This window comes from Candidatus Methanoprimaticola sp. MG2, from assembly GCF_047501175.1.
GTDB lineage: Archaea > Thermoplasmatota > Thermoplasmata > Methanomassiliicoccales > Methanomethylophilaceae > Methanoprimaticola.
The window spans coordinates 89780-107395 of sequence record NZ_JBEQWH010000006.1; the positions used below are offsets into that span (position 1 = coordinate 89780).

14 protein-coding genes and 2 tRNA genes are annotated in these 17616 nt (G+C 59.3%); 4 read left to right on the forward strand and 12 right to left on the reverse strand.

The features are described from left to right. Positions 1 to 83: 83 nt before the first annotated feature. From V5D86_RS06035 to V5D86_RS06045, 3 genes are all read right to left on the reverse strand, one after another. Positions 84 to 575 carry a hypothetical protein gene (locus V5D86_RS06035; protein WP_414595788.1) on the reverse strand — a complete coding sequence of 164 codons (492 nt, stop codon included), beginning with the start codon at positions 573 to 575 and terminating at the stop codon, positions 84 to 86. A gap of 84 nt (positions 576 to 659) precedes the next feature. Then, complete coding sequence (gene rqcH / locus V5D86_RS06040) at positions 660 to 2597, reverse strand: ribosome rescue protein RqcH (protein WP_414595789.1); 1938 nt, start codon at positions 2595 to 2597, stop codon at positions 660 to 662. 38 nt (positions 2598 to 2635) lie between these two features. Next, positions 2636 to 3325, reverse strand: coding sequence for a TetR/AcrR family transcriptional regulator (locus V5D86_RS06045; protein ID WP_414595790.1), 690 nt, complete (start codon positions 3323 to 3325; stop codon positions 2636 to 2638). 153 nt (positions 3326 to 3478) lie between these two features. Between V5D86_RS06045 and V5D86_RS06050 the strand changes: the two genes are divergently transcribed. Then, positions 3479 to 6139 carry an MMPL family transporter gene (locus tag V5D86_RS06050; protein ID WP_414595791.1) on the forward strand — a complete coding sequence of 887 codons (2661 nt, stop codon included), beginning with the start codon at positions 3479 to 3481 and terminating at the stop codon, positions 6137 to 6139. Positions 6140 to 6314: 175 nt separating this feature from the next. After that, a tRNA-Thr gene (locus V5D86_RS06055) sits at positions 6315 to 6389 on the forward strand. 115 nt (positions 6390 to 6504) lie between these two features. Here V5D86_RS06055 and V5D86_RS06060 read toward each other — a convergent pair. Together V5D86_RS06060 and hypE are read right to left on the reverse strand one after the other, a co-directional pair. Then, complete coding sequence (locus V5D86_RS06060; protein ID WP_414595792.1) at positions 6505 to 7695, reverse strand: DUF1015 family protein; 1191 nt, start codon at positions 7693 to 7695, stop codon at positions 6505 to 6507. A gap of 87 nt (positions 7696 to 7782) precedes the next feature. Beyond that, positions 7783 to 8829 (reverse strand): hydrogenase expression/formation protein HypE, encoded by a 1047-nt coding sequence (gene hypE / locus V5D86_RS06065; RefSeq protein WP_414595793.1) that lies wholly within the window; start codon positions 8827 to 8829, stop codon positions 7783 to 7785. An 87-nt stretch (positions 8830 to 8916) separates the two neighbouring features. Between hypE and V5D86_RS06070 the strand changes: the two genes are divergently transcribed. After that, positions 8917 to 8988, forward strand: a tRNA-Arg gene (locus V5D86_RS06070). Positions 8989 to 9064: 76 nt separating this feature from the next. Here the strand turns inward: V5D86_RS06070 and V5D86_RS06075 are convergent. From V5D86_RS06075 to V5D86_RS06105, 7 genes are all read right to left on the reverse strand, one after another. Beyond that, on the reverse strand, positions 9065 to 9562 hold the full coding sequence (locus tag V5D86_RS06075; protein WP_414595794.1) for a YbhB/YbcL family Raf kinase inhibitor-like protein: 498 nt from the start codon (positions 9560 to 9562) through the stop codon (positions 9065 to 9067). Then, positions 9563 to 10087 (reverse strand): adenine phosphoribosyltransferase, encoded by a 525-nt coding sequence (locus tag V5D86_RS06080; RefSeq protein WP_414595795.1) that lies wholly within the window; start codon positions 10085 to 10087, stop codon positions 9563 to 9565. It lies immediately after the preceding gene. A 542-nt stretch (positions 10088 to 10629) separates the two neighbouring features. Beyond that, positions 10630 to 11727, reverse strand: a complete 1098-nt coding sequence (locus V5D86_RS06085; RefSeq protein ID WP_414595796.1) for an SPFH domain-containing protein — start codon at positions 11725 to 11727, stop codon at positions 10630 to 10632. After that, positions 11727 to 12239: a hypothetical protein gene (locus V5D86_RS06090; RefSeq protein WP_414595797.1), complete on the reverse strand. Its 513-nt coding sequence runs from the start codon at positions 12237 to 12239 to the stop codon at positions 11727 to 11729. The genes V5D86_RS06085 and V5D86_RS06090 overlap by 1 nt, the downstream gene beginning before the upstream one ends. A 32-nt stretch (positions 12240 to 12271) precedes the next feature. Then, a complete protein-coding gene (locus V5D86_RS06095) occupies positions 12272 to 12640 on the reverse strand; it encodes a hypothetical protein (protein ID WP_414595798.1) in 369 nt (122 codons plus the stop codon). Positions 12641 to 12650: 10 nt separating this feature from the next. Continuing rightward, positions 12651 to 14192, reverse strand: coding sequence for a hypothetical protein (locus V5D86_RS06100; RefSeq protein ID WP_414595799.1), 1542 nt, complete (start codon positions 14190 to 14192; stop codon positions 12651 to 12653). A gap of 2 nt (positions 14193 to 14194) precedes the next feature. Next, positions 14195 to 15127: a hypothetical protein gene (locus V5D86_RS06105; protein WP_414595800.1), complete on the reverse strand. Its 933-nt coding sequence runs from the start codon at positions 15125 to 15127 to the stop codon at positions 14195 to 14197. Between the two features lie 292 nt (positions 15128 to 15419). On the opposite strand from V5D86_RS06105, the gene V5D86_RS06110 reads away from it, so the two are divergent. Further along, a complete protein-coding gene (locus V5D86_RS06110) occupies positions 15420 to 17606 on the forward strand; it encodes a glutamine synthetase III (RefSeq protein ID WP_414595801.1) in 2187 nt (728 codons plus the stop codon). The last annotated feature ends 10 nt before the right edge of the window (positions 17607 to 17616 follow it).

A 17616-nucleotide genomic window follows, 5' to 3' on the forward strand; every position in this document is an offset into this window, starting at 1 on the left:
AATTGAACACTGCGACCCGATCTCGGAGGACACGGGCAGGATATCGAGAATAATCGGCCCCGGGGGGCCGTAAGAGGTTGTGATCACTCGGAGTTGGCCTTGACCTTTCCGATGATATCGATGATGCCACCGATAGCGAGGATGGCTCCTCCGGCGAGGGAGATCCATGCTCCGATTCCAGTGGATGCCTTGACTCCAACTCCGATGAAGGTGAAGTCGAAGGAGCCGACCTCTCCGTTGTAGACGACGATCAGGACGATGGTCACGATCGCGAGGATCAGGGAAACGATCCCGAGGATCCTTCCGATGTTCTCCATGTGGAGGACTGTGGGAAGTATGGTGGTGAGGATCGCGATCACACCTGCAACGAGTGCGACGATGGGTGCGTAGTTGTACGCGAGTTCACTGAATTCCTCATCAGTGAATACAGTCCATCCGGAGTAGCTTTCGGTTTCGCTGAAGCTTGCAATGACCGTCGAGATGTCTATCCAGCTGAGGAAGACGCCCACGATCATCAGGATGGCTCCGAGAAGCCCGACGAGACCGAGGATATTGGCTTTGCTGATTTCTGCCATGTTAAAACCTCACGGTTTTGTCCGCGCTCAAAGATTGGCCACAGGAGTATATAGTGCTATGTATGCAAACCCACGGATACGTCCTCATTCCTCGTCCGTATCGGGCTTGGGCCATACCTCGCGCACGACCTCCAGGTCCCCGGGCGGGACGATGCGCGAGATCTCCTCCTCCGGGACCTCGAACCTCTTTGCGATATCGTTGGTCCTCCTTCCGGACTTCGGCTTTCCCGGGCGGATGACGATGTACTTCTCGCAGTTCCCGAAGCAGTCGACGGGCCCGCACATGACCTTTCTGGACCCTTCGTGGTAGACCTCCCCGATCGCCAGCTCCATCGGAAGGTGGTATTCGTAGTTCCTCTTCCCGCGGACTATGAACGCTCCTCTGGGTACGAACTCGCCGGGATTGGGGGTCTTGCTGACCTGGTCCGGGAACACCCAGAACGCTCCGCCCTCGGACATCACCGCGATCCATGCCTTGGACTGTGCGAGAGCGAACAGGCACGCCTGGCGGAGCTCCTCCGAGGATGCCTTCGCCCCGTCCTTTATGACGACCGAAGGGGCCCCGTGGACGTCGGCATGGGCATAGAGGTCCCCGTCCTTCAGGTGCTTCTTGACCACGTTGTCGTTGCTGTGCGTGTCCCTCCCGGCCATGACGAGGCGTCCGCCGGTGGTGATGAACCACTTGTATCTTTCGAACCAGAACTGCTTGGTGGGTGCGGCGCGCTCTGCCGCGAGCGCCTTCTCCCTGTCGATGCCCTTCTGCAGTTTGGAGAGCTCGTCGCGACTCTGCTTCAGAGCGTCCTCGGCGCGCTTCGCCTTCTCCCCGATGTCCTTGCCCTTCTGGTAGAGGTCTGACGCGTTGGCGTCCACCCCTTTCGTCCAATCCAGCGTCACGGTCTCGCCGCTCATGACGGCGGTGACGCGGGTCTTGGCGGGGTCTATGGACTCGACGTATGGTATCTTCGACGCCCCTTCCTTCAGCTTCTCCCAGGTGATCTTCCTGGACTGCTCGTCCAGGACCTGGATGAGTCCCGCCGCCTTCTGGTAGTCCGCATAGAGCGCCTCGGCCTTCCTGCGGTACTCCTCCTCCTGGAGCTTGTAGTCCAGCAGGGTCTCCTCCTGCTTGGATATCCTCTTCTCGAGCCTCTCGACGGCCGGGTCCACATAGGCCTCCTCGAGCGCCTCCCCGGTCTCCTCGAGGTATGCCTCGATCAGTGCGGACATCGTGTTGTAGTGCTTGGACTCCAGGTATGAGCGGGACTGGAGCATGACGGGGGCGAAATCCTCGATCTTCCCGTCCTTGAGGTATGCCGTGGGTTCTGGGACCTGCAGCACATGGCCGACTATGTCCTCCACCGCGGAGTACATCCTCGACACGGTGGCATCGTCCACGTCCTTGGATGGTGTGGACTTCTCGAGGCCCACGCGCGTGCAGACCTCCTCGGAGTACTGCCCTCCAAGGTTCACGGAGGTCGCCAGGGTCCTCACGGCATCCGCGTCGGACGCCCTGAACGATGACAGGAAATCCGCCTCGGTGGACCTAGTCGGGTCGAAGCGTGACTTCGGCATCACGTATGGTTCTCCGGGACGTGTCTTCCTGTCCTTCAGGGTCTTCTGGACGAGGCAGTTCTGGATCATGCCGTCCTTCACGAGGAGGACGTTGCCCCCTCCGAACATCTCGAAGATTAGCAGGTAGTCCCCGTCGGACTTGGACAGTTCCATCGTGACGATCCTGTCGAACCCGACCTGCTCGACCTTCCCGATGCGCGCGTTGTCGATGTACTTCCTGAGATACGATGCGAATGTGGTGGGCATCGTGGGGGTCTCCGGCTTCTTGGAAGGGCAGTAGAGCCATTTCCTGTCCTCGAAGAGGAGTTCCGTCTTTCCCTGGCCCTGGACATTGAGTCTGAAAAGCACGTTCCCCGCACCCCAATGATGGATCTTGTCCATGTGGGCGCCTTCCAGTGATGCCAATTCCGTCACGATGGAACGGACGTCGAAGGAACTCATCTCTTTCTTCATGGCTTACGCTATCGATGGGAGATAATTAATGGTGTGCTTCAGAGTATGCGGATGCCTGCGATGGTCATCTCGCTTCTGGAGAAGCTTCCGAGCAGGGCGCCCACGGTCTCGGCGGCCTTGGACTGGACCTTGTGGAGGAGGGCGTAGACAGTCTCGACGACGACTGTCATCGCGGCCCTCTCGTCGACGCTCCCCGGTTCGTTGGCCATCTTCTCCATGATAACGAATGCCGCACCCATGCACGCGTCCAGTCTGAGGTACGGATTGTCCACGTCGAGGGGTGCCGACCCGTTGGCGTTCGCGACGCTGACCCATCTGGCCACCATGTCGTTGACCCTGGTGCGGATCTTCCAGTTCTCGTTGGCTATGCAGAGCAGCTCGGCGATACGCTGGGAGCGGTTCGATATGTAGACCTCGATGCAGAGGAGGTATGCCAGGGTGTCGGCCTTATCCGTATCGTCCGATATGTGCTTGGGCGCCTCGGCCATGACTTCGGACAGGGACATCATGATGATGTCCGAGAATATGTCCTCCTTGCTCTTGTATATGTTATAGAGGCTCCCGTTCAGGATGCCAACGTTCTGAAGGATCTGCCGGGTGGTGGTCTTCTCATACCCCTGCTCCACGAACAGCTTTATGGATTCCTCCAGGATCCTCTGACGCATCTCCTCGGTCTTGCCGCTGCGTCTCTTGTAACGCGGTTCCGAATGGGTGATCGTCAATGTCATCCTTCATTCCCCTTGTCGTTGTTACTCCTTTAAGTTATCGGTGGGCCGCACCTCATCTCGGCCTTCGATGGTATCGTCATCCCGATGATCGTCTTGTTTCGTGATACATATTGAGCATGTTCAAAATATTTAAATATGATTTAAAATTTGAGCATGTTCAAGGTGAAAGGCGTGTTCGAGAGATATGCTCAGCATGTTCGGAAGCACCCAAAGGCGATCATAGCCGTGTGGGTTGTCGCCCTTCTGGTAGCGCTACCTTTCGCAGCGCAGGTCGGCGACGTCCTGAATTATGACATGACGTCGATGGGCGGTCTGGATTCCGAGTCCTCAGAGGGACAGGAACTCGTAGACCAGTATTTTGACAGTTCTTTGAATACAGATACGGTCCTGGTGATACCGTACGAGGACGTGAGTCAGCTTTCGGAGATCAAACAGAAGCTGATTGGGTCGGGAGTCTTATCGGACTCATTGGAGGACAGATTCGGTTCCGACATCTCATACAATATCATGGGAGCATTCAGTCATGAGGGCTCCAGCGGCGGTGCATACATGATCGCCGTCGCATTCGGAGGGGACCTGTCCGCGATGGACGAGGTCGGGAACCTCAGGGAAGCCGTCGCGGATGCGATGGATTCTGCCGGACTTTCCGAGAGGACGTATGTGACCGGATCCGTGCCTATCGCATACGATACGCTGGAAGGTGCGAATGCGGACATAGCGAAGATCGACCCCCTGTCGATCCTCATAATCCTCGTCCTACTGGGACTGTTCTTCTACACTCTGGTGACCGCTCTCGTGCCCCCGATGGTCGTCGGAACGGCATACGGGGTGGTCCTTGCACTGACATTCGCCCTAGGACAGGTGTTCGACATATTCTACATCACGAAGACGATCGTCCTCGTATCGATGCTCGGGGCAGGATGCGACTACTTCATATTCATCATCGCGAGATACAGGGAAGAGCGCAACTACAACGGGAAGAGCAAGGACGAGGCCCTCACGGAGGCAATCAAGTGGGCCGGGGAGTCCGTGTTCACGTCCGGACTGGCCGTGATAATCGGGTTTGCCGTGATGTCCCTCTGCTCCTTCAGCCTCGTCTCCTCGATGGCCGTGGTGCTGGCTATCGGGATAGTGCTCGCCATGCTCGCGGCGCTCACACTCATACCCGCAATACTGGCACTTGTCGGGGACAGGATCTTCTGGCCGAGGAAGATGGACGACTATACCGGACAGAGCAGGATGCGCGGTGGGTTCTACGGACGTGCAGTCGGCGTTTCCAGAAGATATTTTGGCTGGGCGGGCAAGTTCTCTGTGAAGCATGCCAAGGCGATCGTGGCAGTGGCGATACTGCTGACCGTGCCCCTGGGATGCGTCGCATTGACCTCCGAGGACTCCTTCGACATGATCAGCGTCATGCCCGATTCCGAGGCGAAGGAGGGTGTCGACGCGATAACATCCAACACCGATGGCGGATACATGATGCCCACCTACATACTGATGGAGGCGGACCAGCCCCTTGTGGAGATCTCGGATCTCGGCAACGGCATACATACGTTGACATGGACGGATGCAGGGATGCGGTACGTCTCCGCCATACAGGCCGGGTTGGTCGGTTCATCACTTGTCGGGGGAAGCCCGGGGGCGATCCAGGAGGCGGACGACAACATCGGGACCGTCCTGGGTCCGACACCCTGGACGTACCTGTACTCGACGGCCGAGGGGATGGTCTCCGCACAGACGTATCAGCAGCTCTTCGACGCGTCATTCGAGCAGGCGAAGGCGATGGGAATGACGGACGAGATGGCGAAGGCCGCCGCGGAGCAGTATGCCGCCGCTCATCTCTCTGAGTATGTCACGCCGAGCGTCGTGAACCATGCGATCCTGGAGCAGGCAGGGCTTCCGGAGATGGTCACTGGGCCTCTCGGACAGTTCTTCGATACATATCATGCGTGGGACAAGGCCCCCTCGGACATCCTCGCTCCCACGATGCCCGTCACGGTGGCATCGCTGATCGACTACCAGGTCAATGTCGGTGCGGGGCTGATATCGTACAAGGCGGACAGTCCCGAAGGCAACGGGAGGTTCGTCCAGATAATGCTCATCGTCAAGGACGAGCCCATGTCCAAGGCATCCATGGACTCGATCGGAAGTGCCAGGGATGTCATGGCCTCGTTCGTCGGGGAGAACCCCTGGGTCCAGGGATCCTGGGTCGTGGGGACCGCCGCCGTCCTCTATGACATATCGGATGTGGTGAACTCCGAGTTCAACTGGATCGAGCTGGGCGTCATGGTCCTGATCTACATACTGCTGCTGTTCGTCCTCGGGGTGTACTTCACACCGATCAGGTCCCTCGTGACCATCATGATGAGCGTCCTATGGACGCTCGGCACGTTGCACCTGGTGTTCGTGAACGCACTCGGCCTCGAGGTCATCTGGATAGTCCCGATAGTCCTGTTCGTCATCTGCCTGGGGCTCGGGATGGACTACGACATCCTGCTCACCACCCGCATAAGGGAAGGCAAGCTGAAGGGCCTGTCCAACGATGAGGCCATAGAGAACGCACTGTCCTGGTCCGGTTCGATCATAACCCTGTGCGGCCTGGTGATGGGCGGGACGTTCCTCACGCTGCTCGCCTCGGGGTCTAGCATGTTGCAGGAGCTCGGTTTCGCACTGGGATTCGCCATATTGGTGGATTCGCTGATCGTGGTCCCGTATGTGGTTCCCGCCCTGATGCATCTGATGGGCGATTGGAGCTGGAAGGGTCCGAGATTCCTTGCGAAGCGCAGAGGGGAATCCGTCTCGGATAAGAGCTGAGGCCCATGTGCCCGGGATGTTCCGGGCATTCAAACCTCTTCCATCCGTCCGGATTTCCGGACGGTTCTCTGTGAAAACAATGGTTTCCTCCTGTTTTCGACGGTCGTATCCATTGGTCCGGCACAGTCCGACAGTAACCTTTATCAAGAAGTTGTCAATACGCTGGATTACAACTGCCGCCGTGGCTAAGGGGTATAGCGACGCCTTGGTAAGGCGTAGGTCGTGGGTTCGATTCCCATCGGCGGCTCCATGTTATCTTTATCCAGACCCCATTCCAGCACACCCTTCGTCACAGGGTCCGTTCCATATCGGTGCTCTTGATAGAAATTCCATGAGGAAGGGGCGGGGTGTCCCCCGCATTATTGTCAGTGCATGCTGTACAGCACGAATCCGGACCAGATCTTGGGGAAGAAGTATGTGGTCTTCTTGGGCATGCGCTTGCCGTCCATCGCAAGTTCCCAGATGGTGTCCAGGCTGGGGTCGTTCAGTATGATCGCGGCCTCGTACTTCTTGGAGTCCATCTTCTCGAACGCCGAGTCCATCTCGGCATCGTATGAGACCTCCGCCTTCCCCTCGTCGGACTTGAAGATGCCGTAGAGTACCTTCTGCTGTGCGACATAGGTGTCCAGTCTGAGGAGTCCGTTGTCCCCCTCGGACTCGGGATCGGCGAGGAAGCACCTTCCCGACTTCAGGACTATGCCCATCATGTGGTCCGGAAGCTGCGCCACCATCTCCTCCCTGGAGACCTCGGCGGTCTTCAGGACAGATTCGATGCCCTTCACGATGTTCTTCTCGGAGATGTTGTCGGACCTGACCATCCTGTGGGTGGGCCAGATGACGAGTCCCTCGTCATCCGAGGGGACGAGGGTCGCGAGGACATACTGCTTCTTCGGGTCGTCCGGGTTCTCGAGGGCATAGTTGAGCGCGGTCTCGTAGCGGTGGTGCCCGTCCGCGATGAGCATCTTCTGGTCCTTCATCTCGGCGGAGATCGCAGATGTGATCTCCGGGTCGGAGAGGACGTAGTATCTGTGCTCGACCCCGTCCTCGTCGACGAACCTGCAGACCAGTCTCTCGTTGTCCCTGATCCTCCTGTTGAGCTCGGGGGTCAGGCCTGTGAAGATGCCGAAGATGGACTCCAGGTGGGATTCCATGTCCCTCAGGAGGTTCAGGCGGTCCGCCTTCACCTTGGAGAACGTCTCCTCGTGGGGGATGATGTTGCCGTCCTCGTACCTCTCGGTCCTGAGGATCCCGACGATGCCCCTGCGAACCCGGGTCTTCCCATGGTCGTCGAAGGTCTGTTCGTAGATATAGAATGATGGGTCGTCCTGCTTCAGCTCGTTGTCGGCGATCCACTGGTCAAGTTCTTTCCTTGCGCTGTGATACCTCTTGTCGGCATCGGGATTCAGGGTGAGCCTGGTGATGTTATGGGGCTTGGATTGCAGCTCTTTGAGATAGTCGGGACCTATGACGTCATACGGCGGCGAGATGCGGTCTCCGATATGGTCTCCAGCTTTGAGATTGGGCCTGAGGCCCTCGAACGGAAGGAACTCCACCATCTTATCCTCGGGTGTCCGCACGCACCCGCACTATAATTGGATTCTGGACGTCCGGAGGGCCGGGACCTGTCGTCCCGGCCGGTGCCCTCAGCAGATCCTGGGGACGGGATCTCCGGCAGGGGCCTCGAGGATGCGCTTCCCTCCGACCTCGGTCCTCATGACGACCCTCTCCGGACCGTCGACGGCGCGGCCGATGATCGCCGCATCTTTGCCTTCCGGCGTGGACCTTATCGCCTTCAGGACCTCGTCCGCCATGTCGGGAACGACCCCGATGACGCACTTGCCCTCATTCCCGATGCTCAGCGGGTCTATCCCAAGGAGCTCGCATGCGTTGACGACGCCATCCCTCAGGGGTATGGACGGGTAGTCGATGTCCATGCCCACATGGGACTTCGCGCACCACTCGTTGAGGGTGTTCGCCAGACCTCCCCTCGTGGGATCCTTCATCGCCACGATCCCTCCGGCCTTCAGACCCTTGGCGATCATCCTGTTCAGGGGGGCCACGTCGCTCTGGACCTCGCTGTCGAAGCCGTATCCCTCGCGGAAGGAGAGTAGCGCCACCCCATGGTCCCCCATGTATCCGGACACTATGATCGCGTCCCCCGGCCTCACATTGGAGTCCGTGCACCAGCGGTGATCCACCTTGCGGTATTCGGCGGCCTTGGCGAAGTTGGCGTCCAGGTCCGCAGACCTCTTCCCGATGGCGGATGTGGACATGACCATCTGGTCCACGGCACCGGATTCCACGACCTTCGTGTCACCGGTTGCGATGGGAACGCCCGCATCGGCCGCGGTCCTCCCCATGGAGTCCATGACTCTGTCCACGACATCGATGTCCAGGCCCTCCTCCATGATGACGGAGCAGGCCAGTGCCAGGGGCGTTGCGCCCATGACGGAGATGTCGTTCACGGTCCCGGCGACGGAGATCTTGCCGATGTCCCCTCCGGGGAAGAACAGCGGCTTGACGGTGTGCCCGTCTATGGTGAATACCACGTCATCCACGACAGCGGAGTCGTCCATCGAGTCGAGCGGGACTTCCGCATCCATCTTCGGGAAGTGTTTCGTGATATGGTCGGACAGGAAGGTCTGCATGAGCTCCCCGCCGGCTCCGTGGTTCAAAATCACCTTTGGCATGAGGCAGGGCATCCACGCCGCGTGTTATACACTTTTCCAGGTTGCCGCACCAATCGGGTTATATCGTTCTTCAATAATCGGATGGCGGGCCCTGTGGGGTAGCGGATAGCCTGTCAGTCTTCGGACCTGACAATCCGGGTTCGATTCCCGGCAGGGTCACCTTCTGATAGAACGAGTGGTGCCGATGCCGAGGGTCCGCCGTCCCCGGCGATGCCCCCGGACATCCGCGGAAATGTCATTCGGTGCTGTACTTCCCGATCGTCTTGCAGTGGCCGATGATGTGCCCGTCCATCGCGAAGTAGAGGTCGTTGAGCCTGAACCCGCGGGGGAGGTCCAGCACGGTGTCCAGGGCAAAGACCTTCAGGGTGTACCTGTGGGTCCCGTTGGGGGGTGCGGGCCCGCCGTATCCGGTGGCCTTCTCCCTGTCGAGGTCCCCGAGCGCGCTGAACCAGCTGTTGGCACCTTCCGTGAACGGAGGGTCGTTATGGGATGCTCCCTCCTCCACGGAGGTCCCCCTGAGGTCGGAGATCATCCAGTGGACCCATAGGAATCCGCTGGCGGAGCACGCGTCGTAGTCGTCGAAGATGACCGCGAAGCTCTTGGTCCCATCAGGAGCGTCGACGATCTCGAATCCGGGGGAGAGCGAGGGCATGCCGTTGACGAACCGGTCGCCCTTGGCACCGTACTCGTCGCCGAACCATCCGTCACGGATCGCGGGGCACACGATTCTCATTCAGGCACCTTCGTACGTCACGAGGGATTCCACGTCGTACTTCTTGAGCTTCTCCCTTCCCTTGAGTCCGGCGAGCTCCATGACGAAGCAGATCTTCACTACCTCCCCGCCCTCGCGCTCGACCATCTTCACTATGGCCTCGGTCGTCCCGCCGGTAGCGATGAGGTCGTCGACGATGATGACCCTCTGACCGGGCTTGATGGCGTCCTTGTGCATCTCGAGGGTGGCGCTGCCGTATTCGAGGTCGTAGTCCTCGGATATGGTCTCCCTAGGGAGCTTGCCCTTCTTCCTCACGAGGATGAATCCCTTGTTGAGGGCGTATGCGACGGGGGTCCCGAAGATGAAGCCTCTCGATTCGGATCCGACCACCAGGTCGAAGTCCAGGTCGCGGACCATGTCCACAAGTCCGTCTATGGACAGTTTGAGTCCGTCAGGACTGCTCATGATGGTGGTGACGTCCCTGAACATGATCCCGGGCTTGGGGAAATCGGGGATGTTGGTGATGTAATCCTCAATGTTGCTCATCGGAATGGTCACCGTGGCGTGAATTAAAAAGCTTCTTCACACGCCCTGTACGCACAGGGGGCAGTCGGGTGACGGTATCGCTCGAGAATACCCGGCTCCTTGTCCTGTGCTCCCTGTCGTTTCTCTTCCAGAAGGTTCCCCCGAAGGGTAATGGTGTTTGTCGCGGTCATCAGTCGAGTCTTGCGAACTGTCGCGACCCACACAGGAGACAAGTGTCGAGCGACCGGTCTTTCTCCGCGCAGGTCCTCAGCTGGCAGTTCTCGCCGCAGATCTGGATCACTTTACGTTTACCGATGTTTGCTTACCTCCTGAGTATGATATGTGTGTCCACAATATTTCAATGTTTCTATTGACTCATATGGATTTCGAAGGAATGTTGTCGGATAATGCTGTAATCGTATGATTATAAACGAAATTCGTAGAAATATTACCGTAATCTTTGGTAGATGGATGTATGATGTCCGATCATGGGATCCACAGTATGCGGTGGATGAGAAGGTCCAGGGTCCGCAGACCCTGTAAGGTCTCCCGCCAGGGATGTTTCAGTACAGCTGTTCCGAGCAGTACGGGCAGAACTTGGGGGTCTTGGGAAGACCGCTGATGTTCTGTCCGCAGTAGGGGCAGTTGTTGAATCTCGGTGCACCGCCCGGCGCGGGAGCGGCGGCCTGAGGCTGAGGGGGCTGTTGGCTCTGGGCCTGGGGCGAGGGCTGCCCGCAGTTGTTGCAGAACTTGTACGGGTAGTCGTTGGGCGACCCGCAGTAGGGGCACAGGACCTTGGGCTGCTGCTGCATCTGGGCGGCCGCGGCCTGCTGGCCCTGGACACCGTACAGGGGCTGCTGTTGGAGCTGCTGGTACATCTGGGGGAACAGGAGCATTCCCGTGCCCATCGCCGCACCGCCCTCCGAGTTGCCGATGGCGTCGGCCATCCTGTCCATGACCTCGTACCTCTTGAACGCCTCTCCGTTGGCGCTGCTGAACTGGAGGTACTCGAAGATCTTCTTCTGGTCCTCGTCGGTGGTGCGCACCTCGGAGATCTTGAGGCTGAGGAGTTCGACGCCCCTCTGCTGGAAGTACTGCTCCACCATGACCTTGGTGGTGGTGGAGGCCTTCTCGAGGTTCCCGTACACGTCCATGTAGCACTGCTTCGTGAGCTGTTGCGTGATCTGCTCGTTGATGAAGCTCTTCATGAACATGTTGACGTCACCGGTGGTGTAGGACTTCAGCCCGCCCAGGACCTGCGTGTAGAACACGGGGATGTCGTTGATGCGGAACTGGAAGTCCCCGTTGGACATCAGTGTTATCGGTACCTCGTAGCCCTGGGCCGCCTTGATCATGGCGCGGATGCCCCATTTCCCGTTGAACATCTTCAGGGACACGAATATGATCTGCACCTTGAACGGGGTCTCCTTGTAGCCGAGCGCGAGGTTGTACAGCTTGGTCAGCCAGGGGATGTTCGAGGACGTGATCATGTGCCTGCCGGGCTCCAGGACGCCGGTGAGCTGTCCGTCCCTGGCGAATATCGCCACGGCGTGCTCGGGGACGGTGACCGAGGTCAGGGTCCTGAGGTCGTCGTGCTCGTACGCGTATATGATGTCGTCAGGCCCCTGGTTCTCCCAGAATACAACGTTGGTCTTTCCCATCATTCATCATCTCCTTCCGTGGCGAATCCTCTCATGACAGTCTCCCTCTGGTCGTAGTCCTCGATCATGGAGTCCACTCCCCTCTCGAGGTTCCTCATCTCGGCCTTGGCCTCCGCCCCGAGATCGACCGTTTTCAGAAGGTCCGAGGTGGCCTCCCTGAGCAACAGGATGTCCTCTATCAGCTTGGCATCCCATCTCACCAGGGCGTCCAGGTCGGACTCGTCGATCTTGACGGCGGTGTGGAATCCGGAGTATCCATTGACCGCTTTCCTGACCTTGACGTCGTACCTGTCGATCTTGGTCCTGATCCTCTCCATGTCCATCATGAGCTCCGGCTGATCGACGAGCTCTCTCTGGATGGTCGAGAGGTCGGCCTTCGTTCCCTGTATGGACCTGGCGACCTCGTTCCTGACGGCCCTGTCCTCCTCCCTGCGGAGGTTCTTCTCCTTGTATCCTCTGTATATGGGGATGTACAGGGCGATCCTCTCGGTGAGGGACATCTTGTCCTTCATTTCGGATTTGACTTTCTCGTCGATGGACATGTTCACACGTTCCTGTTCTTCATTGCCATTATGATCCCGACCACTGCCAGTATTATGATCAGCACCGCCACGGTGATCAGCACCTCTCCGGTGAATCCCCAGACGAGGCATGTGATGCCGACGCCCGCGACTACGGTCCCTGCCGCGAGGGCGGCATCGGCATCGGAGGGTCCGAAGTTGTTCTCCCCTCCGCTCTTGAGGAAGCTCGTCCCCGCCATGTATATCCCGTAGACCAGGAGCAGCGTCCCGAAGGCGCAGATCAGGTCTCCCTGGTACCAGTACAGTATGATCGCAAGTGCGGCCGCGATGAGGAGTGCCCCTACCGCGACAGCGTTCCATGTTCTGGGTTTCAACCCGTTTTCGTCTGTCATCTCGTTCCTCTCACAGTTTGATCAGTTTGTCCGCTCCGGAGCCCAATACCCTGGGCTCCAGGCCGTTGAATGCGTTCGGCAGGGCCACGCGTCCGCCCTCGATCGAGCACGGCACGTAGATCAGCTTCTTCACGTTGGGTCTGCTGAGCTTCAGCTTCGAGTGCGACTGGGCACATTGGGTGAGGTACATCTCCACGAGCCTGGACGCCTCCGTCTTCGTGCACAGGGGCACGACAATGGTCCTGGACCCGGGCGAGTTGTCGGCCGCGGAGTCCGCTAGCCTTCCGATGCCTGCGCCGCCGCTGATGCTCTGCTCCTCTCCCTTTAGCCTGTTGAGGATCGAGCTCTCCGGTGCAGCGGCGAATATGTCCGTCAGGCCGGTACGCGGGTTCGACAGCGCCTCGGGGGATATCGTGAACGTGGCGGGGATCAGGAGGTCCTCGCTGACAACCACCGACTTCTTGGAGAACAGGGACCCCGTCGTGAAGCTGTACTGCAGGTCCACGTCCCAGAACGGGAACAGGACATCGCCTCCGCCAGTGCATATCGGGAGGGTCCCGCCGTTCCTGCCCGTCACTATGTCCCTGACGTATCCGAACAGCTCGTAGTCCCTGTCCTCGCGGGACAGCAGCCTGTCCCACTGTGGATTGGACGGGAGCTTGAGCGATGAGATCTCGGTTATGAGGTTCAGTGTCTTGAGCGGGTCCTTGGAGGTCCCGTTGTTGACCATGTCCGCCACGTTCTTCAGTGTCCTGCTCTGTGCGATTTCGAGGTCGACCGCACGGAGCGTCATGGCAAGCTTCGGGTTCGCGAGGAGCTCCCTCTTGGCGGCCTCCAGCTTGGAGATCGCCTCCTCCGCTTTGGCGGAACAGCCGAGGGCGTCGCCGTTGAGCACCATGTCCGATGCGGAGCACACCTCCGACAGGGCATTCAGCCTGGATCCGAGGGGCTCGTACCCCTCGCATCCGGATATCGCATCTGCGGACTCCTTGAAGTTCTTGGACATCAGGGCGAATCTGCCCGGCACGGTGTCCGACAGGAGCTTGGAATTGTTGACTATCAGGGCGTACGCGTTCGCTATGCCCTCTCCCGCCCTTATGGAGGCGCGGCTCTCGTCGTCCACCGCGAGGGGTGCTACGCTCTTGAGCCTCGCATCGAACTCGAACGCCTGTGTGGACGTGTGGTTGGACCTCACCGGCTCGCCTTTGCTGAAGGGGAGCACGATGAGCGGGGATGCGATCACGGCGTTCAGGGCGAACCTGTACTCGTTGATCTCCACCTCCACACGCGGTTTCACGTTGTTGATGAATATGTTGTGCCTTGCGATGGGATCGACGTTCTCGCTCTGGCCCATCATGAAGCCGCCGGGGATCGTCTTCGAGATCCAGCTCTGGATCTGCCCCATCATCTGCTCCATGTACTTCTTGGCGTCCAGCCTCTGCTGGGTGGTGCCGCAGCTGGGGCACGTGACGTACGGGGATTCGGACTCGATGTCCCTCCTGTCCAGGGGTGCGCCGCAGTACTTGCAGCGCAGTTCGACCATCTCGTCCATGTTCATCTACCCATTCTGGCGAAGGCGATCTGTGTCTGCAGGGCGGCGATCTCCGCCTGGAGCCTCGCCTCCATCGCCTGCATGTGCTGCATCGTCTGCTGATAGTATGCCCTGGAGATCTCGTCGGACCTGTTGGAGATGGCCGTGTAGCACGCGCGACAGATGTATATGTGCTGGCTGTCGGCCCTGGATGCGGCGGCGGACGAGGCCTTGTCCTCGAGGGACGGGGACACCTCCGCCGGTGCGGAGTAGAAGTGGATCCCCTCTCCGATGGCGATCCTCCCGCACATCCAACAGGTGCACGTACGCGAGTACTCCTGGACCCTGCGCATGTTCTCGTCCGTGGACTGGCCGTTCTGCTGGCGGTATCCCGCGGCGATCTGCTGGTATTCCGCAGCCTGCCTGGGGTCGTCGAACACGCATCCGTCGGCCATGGACTCGTATGCCACGGCCATCAGGTTGTAGAACTCCGTGTTACCGGTGATGGACGTGTCCTTCTTGAAGAGCGAGATCGCGATGAGGCTCTTGCCCCCGATCCTGGACTGGTAGTCGGCCGCGAGCTCCTGGAGCGCCTTCCCCTTCTCGACCAGCGCATTGCCGCTCCCGCCCGAGGACAGGAGCTGGATCTTCCTTACCGTGAGCTCGCACTCGGTCTTCATGTCCTCGACATCTATGACGTCCAGGCCGAACTCCACCTCTTTGGCGGAGGTCAGCTTGTTCAGAGACGTGAGGAGGTTCTGGTACGCGGACGCGTTAGTGAGCCTGCCGCTGAGGTCGATGAGCGCCACCTGCACCGCGGCCACGTCATCGACACCGCCGTCTTTGTCTATCGACTTGATGAGGTATTCGCGCGCTTTGGCGAATTCACCTCTCTTGATGAGCTCCTTGCTGCTCTCATAGAGCTCATCCCCGTTCTTGAATAGCTTGAACGCCATCCTTAATCCCTGCTACCTGTATCGATGAATAGGTAATAAAATCCCGTCCTAGCCCGTTCGGGATCCGGGAGGATCCGGGCCCGCGTGCAAGGGATGGAAGCCAGGCCATGTACGCAGGTCGCACCTTCTGTCACGTATCCCTCCGAACGGTCCCCCCACGCATCCCATTGTACGTCGATAGGTTGTGGTTATTCAGTTTTGATTAGATATTTGTCTAATCTGCACGCTGATAACTGGATTTTCATCATAAAATTACGGAATGTTTATATTCAGGTAAGTATGACTGGGGATTATGACTTACACTAGGTTCGACGCCGTGGAAGAGGCCTTCATGAGGCCGTCCGTGGATGCGGTCCCCCCTGCGCCCGCAACGTCAGACTACTTCGGCTGCAACGTCTTCAACAGGAAGAACATGAGAAAGTACCTCTCCGCCGATACCAGGCAGAAGGTGTACGAATCGATCGAGCAGGGGATCACTCTCCAGAGGGACGTCGCCGAGCAGGTCGCCGCCGGTATGAAGCGCTGGGCCATGGACATGGGGGCCACCCACTACACCCACTGGTTCCAGCCCCTGACCGGCGGAACGGCGGAGAAGCACGACTCCTTCGCGGAACCCTACGGGAAGGGAGAGAGCCTAGAGGAGTTCACAGGGAAGCTCCTGTGTCAGCAGGAGCCCGATGCGTCCTCGTTCCCTTCAGGAGGACTCAGGAACACCTTCGAGGCCCGCGGATACACCGCATGGGACCCCTCGTCCCCCGCATTCGTCCTGGGGGACACCCTGTGCATCCCCACGGTATTCATCTCATATACCGGGGAGGCCCTCGATTTCAAGACCCCTCTCCTGAGGTCCGAGACCGCCGTCGCGAAGGCGACCGCCGATGTCCTCAAGTACTTCGGCATCAAGGACGATGCCGTCTACTCCTTCCTCGGATGGGAGCAGGAGTACTTCCTCGTGGATGCCGCGCTCTACGCGCTCCGTCCCGACGTGATCATGGCGGAGAGGACGCTCGTCGGCCACAACTCCGCCAGGAACCAGCAGCTGGAGGACCACTATTTCGGATGCATCCCCTCGAGGGTCCTCGAGTTCATGAAGGACCTCGAGTTCGGAGCCTACAAGCTCGGGATCCCCATCAAGACCAGGCACAACGAGGTCGCGCCCAACCAGTTCGAGATCGCGCCCGTGTTCGAGCAGGCGAACCTCGCCATCGACCACAACCTCGAGCTGATGGCCCTCATGAAGACCACCGCGGAGAGGCACGGGTTCAAGGTCCTCCTCCACGAGAAGCCCTTCGCAGGGATCAACGGGTCCGGAAAGCACTGCAACTGGTCCCTCGGCACCGAGTCCGGGATCGGGCTCCTGTCCCCCGGGAAGAACAACAAGGAGAACCTCAGGTTCCTCGTGTTCATGGCCAACGTCCTCAAGGCCGTCTACGACAACAACGCCCTCCTGAAGGCGTCCGTCATGACCGCCAGCAACGCCCACAGGCTCGGGGCCAACGAGGCGCCTCCCGCGATCATCTCCTGCTTCCTCGGGACCCAGGTCACCAACGCCTTCAAGGAGCTCCTCAAGAGCAAGGACATGGTCAAGATCGCCGGGAAGAGCAAGTACAGCCTCGGGATCCCCCAGGTCCCCGAGCTCCTGATCGACAACACGGACAGGAACAGGACCTCCCCGTTCGCGTTCACCGGCAACAGGTTCGAGTTCAGGGCCGTGGGGTCATCCGCCAACTGCTCCAGTGCGGTCACCGTGCTGAACGCCATCGTCGCCTACCAGCTCAAGCAGTTCAAGGAGGCCGTCGACAAGAGGATCGCATCCGGAACGCCCGTGACACAGGCACTCCTGGAGGAGACCAAGGAGACATACAAGAAGTGCCAGAAGGTCTGCTTCGACGGTAACGGATACTCCGACGAGTGGAAGGCCGAGGCGAAGAAGCGCGGACTGGACTGCGAGACCTCCGCACCCGTGTGCTACGACGCGTACCTCTCCAAGCAGACCGCCATGATCTACGAGGACGTCGGGGTCATGTCCGATGTCGAGCTGAAGGCCAGGACCGAGATCAACTGGGAGATCTACAACAAGAAGATCGAGATCGAGGCCCGTGTCCTCGCAGACCTCACCGCCAACCACATCCTGCCGGTCGCCACCCGCTACCAGTCCGTCCTCCTGGACAACGTGTCCAAGATGAAGGAGATCTTCACCGACAGGAAGGAGTTCGAGCAGGTCGCATGCGGGGAGATCCACATCATCAAGGACATCGCCATGCACTGCAGCGAGGCCCGTTCCAAGGCAGAGGAGATGGAGGCCGAGTGCGACAGGATAGAGGACCTTCCCGGTGAGAGGGACAAGGCCATCGCCTATCACGACAAGATCACCGTCTACCTCGAGCAGATCAGGGAGCATGTCGATGCCCTCGAGATGATCGTCGACGACGAGATGTGGCCGCTCCCCAAGTACCGCGAGCTGCTGTTCATCCGCTGATCCGATGGAA